Raw genomic sequence first — 3,218 nt, 5'->3', positions numbered from 1 at the left:
GTTGAGGGGTTTCTTTTTAAGATCTGGCACCGACCTACTCTCCCACGTGTTACCGCAGTACCATCGGCTCTGGTGGGCTTAACTTCTCTGTTCGGAATGGGAAGAGGTGGACACCACCGATATAGGCACCTGAATATTTTTATTTAAAGCTTAAAGGAGAAAGCTTAAAGACTAAAGCATAATCTGCATTTGGTCTTTGCTCTTTCAGCTATTCAGCTTGAAATGACATATTATTGAAAGAAGTTAGTTTGAAGAACAAACAACAGTCTGTTTGCTTTGAAAGCTTCGGATGATTAGTACTACTCGACTGTGCTGTCGCCAGCTTTACATCTATAGCCTATCAACGTAGTAGTCTTCTACGGTCCTATATGGAATTCTCATCTCGTGGCTAGTTTCGCACTTAGATGCTTTCAGCGCTTATCTATTCCCAGCGTAGCTACTCTGCAATGCCCCTGGCGGAACAACAGATTCACTAGAGGCTAGTCCAACCCGGTCCTCTCGTACTAAGGTCAGCCCCACTCAAAATTCCTACGCCCACAACAGATAGGGACCGAACTGTCTCGCGACGTTCTGAACCCAGCTCGCGTGCCACTTTAATCGGCGAACAGCCGAACCCTTGGGACCTTCTCCAGCCCCAGGATGTGACGAGCCGACATCGAGGTGCCAAACCTCCCCGTCGATATGAGCTCTTGGGGGAGATCAGCCTGTTATCCCCAGCGTACCTTTTATCCTTTGAGCGATGGCCCTTCCATGCAGAACCACCGGATCACTATATCCGTCTTTCGACCCTGATCGACTTGTCTGTCTCACAGTCAAGCAAGCTTATGCTATTGCACTCCGCGTACGGTTACCAAGCGTACTGAGCTTACCTTTGAAAGCCTCCGTTACCTTTTTGGAGGCGACCACCCCAGTCAAACTACCCATCAAACAATGTCTCCCTCTTAGAGGGATTAGACACCGAATACAGAAAGGGTGGTATTTCAACGTTGGCTCCACGACGCCTAGCGACGCCGCTTCAAAGCCTCCCACCTATCCTACACATCCTGTATCCAATGTCAATGTTAAATTGTAGTGAAGGTGCATGGGGTCTTTCCGTCCCGTTGCGGGTACCCGGCGTCTTCACCGGGACCACAATTTCACCGAGCTCATGGCTGAGACAGCGCCCAGATCGTTACACCATTCGTGCAGGTCGGAACTTACCCGACAAGGAATTTCGCTACCTTAGGACCGTTATAGTTACGGCCGCCGTTTACTGGGGCTTCGATTCAATGCTTCTCCTTGCGGATGACATCCCCTCTTAACCTTCCAGCACCGGGCAGGTGTCAGGCCTTATACTTCATCTTTCGATTTTGCAAAGCCATGTGTTTTTGTTAAACAGTCGCCTGGGCCTTTTCACTGCGGCTGACATTGCTGCCAGCGCCCCTTCTCCCGAAGTTACAGGGCCATTTTGCCGAGTTCCTTAGCCATGATTCACTCGAGCACCTTAGAATCCTCTTCCCGGATACCTGTGTCGGTTTGCGGTACGGGTTTTTATAACCTGAAGCTTAGCGGTTTTTCTTGGAAGTCTGATTACCTGCGCTATCCAATCAGCCGAAGCCTCTTGGTACTATCAGCGTTCAGCAAGACTGGCGGATTTGCCTACCAGTCCTATACCTACAGCCTTTAACGATCTATTCCGTCAGATCGCGGCAGTGTCACTACTCCGTCCCCACATCGCAGTTATAAAAAGTACTGGAATATTAACCAGTTGTCCATCGAATTTCCCCTTCGGGTTCTCCTTAGGTCCCGACTAACCCTGATCCGATTAGCGTTGATCAGGAAACCTTATCCTTTCGGTGGGCGGGTTTCTCGCCCGCCTTATCGTTACTTATGCCTACATTTGCTTTTCTATAAGCTCCAGCACCCATTACCAGATACCTTCGCTGCCGATAGAATGCTCCCCTACCGATATATTTCAATCCCATAGCTTCGGTGTACAATTTAATGCCCGTTTATTATCCATGCCCGATCGCTCGACTAGTGAGCTGTTACGCACTCTTTAAATGAATGGCTGCTTCCAAGCCAACATCCTAGCTGTCTGTGCAATCGGACCTCGTTAGTTCAACTTAACTGTAACTTGGGGACCTTAGCTGATGGTCTGGGTTCTTTCCCTCTCGGCGCGTGACCTTAGCACCCCGCGCCTCACTGCCGACTATATTATATAGCATTCGGAGTTTGTCTGGATTTGGTAGGATTTGACTCCCCCGCACCCAATCAGTAGCTCTACCTCTATATAACTCAACGTCGACGCTGTTCCTAAAAACATTTCGGGGAGTACGAGCTATTTCCCAGTTTGATTAGCCTTTCACCCCTACCCACAGATCATCCGGAAACTTTTCAACGTTTATCGGTTCGGTCCTCCAGTACGTGTTACCGCACCTTCAACCTGTCCATGGGTAGATCACAAGGTTTCGCGTCTACCTCCTCTGACTATACGCCCTATTCAGACTCGCTTTCGCTTCGGATCCGTGCCTGAAGCACTTAACCTTGCCAGAGAAGAGTAACTCGTAGGCTCATTATGCAAAAGGCACGCCGTCACGCCACCTGGACGCTCCGACCGCTTGTAAGTACACGGTTTCAGGTTCTATTTCACTCCCCTGTTCGGGGTTCTTTTCACCTTTCCCTCACGGTACTGGTTCACTATCGGTCTCTCAGGAGTATTTAGCCTTACCGGATGGTGCCGGCAGATTCCCACAAGGCGTCTCCGACCTCGCGGTACTCAGGATACTGCTAAGCTAGCATTCTATACGTGTACCGGGCTATCACCGTGTATCGCTGGGCTTCCCATCCCATTCCACTTCTGTTTGCTAATGCCATGTTGCAGTCCTACAACCCCCACTTTGCCGTAACAAAGTAGGTTTGGGCTCTTTCCCTTTCGCTCGCCACTACTTAGGAAATCATTGTTATTTTCTCTTCCTCTGCTTACTTAGATGTTTCAGTTCGGCAGGTTTGCTCATTATATGTGACATGTCTTCAACATGCCGGGTTGCCCCATTCGGAAATCTTCGGATTAATTCCTATTTGCAAATACCCGAAGCTTATCGCAGCTTATCACGTCCTTCATCGCCTCTGAGAGCCAAGGCATCCCCCGTGTACTCTTTATTACTTTCTTCTACTCATACGCCTTTTGCGCCGTATGGTATGCTTTTTTGCTCTTGTTATGATGTCTCATACCTTCC

Annotated in this window: 2 rRNA genes; both read right to left on the bottom strand. The window is 49.2% G+C overall.

Annotated features, from left to right (window positions below):
* Nucleotides 1-21 precede the first annotated feature (21 nt).
* Nucleotides 22-133: ribosomal RNA gene (gene rrf / locus BCL90_RS00250) — 5S ribosomal RNA — on the bottom strand.
* A gap of 141 nt (nt 134-274) precedes the next feature.
* A 23S ribosomal RNA gene (locus tag BCL90_RS00245) occupies nt 275-3,151 on the bottom strand.
* Nucleotides 3,152-3,218 lie beyond the last annotated feature (67 nt).

Source organism: Pedobacter alluvionis, from assembly GCF_003664035.1.
Classification (GTDB): domain Bacteria; phylum Bacteroidota; class Bacteroidia; order Sphingobacteriales; family Sphingobacteriaceae; genus Pedobacter; species Pedobacter alluvionis.
The sequence above is the reverse complement of the archived record's forward strand: the minus strand, read 5'-3'. Positions and strand labels throughout refer to the sequence as shown.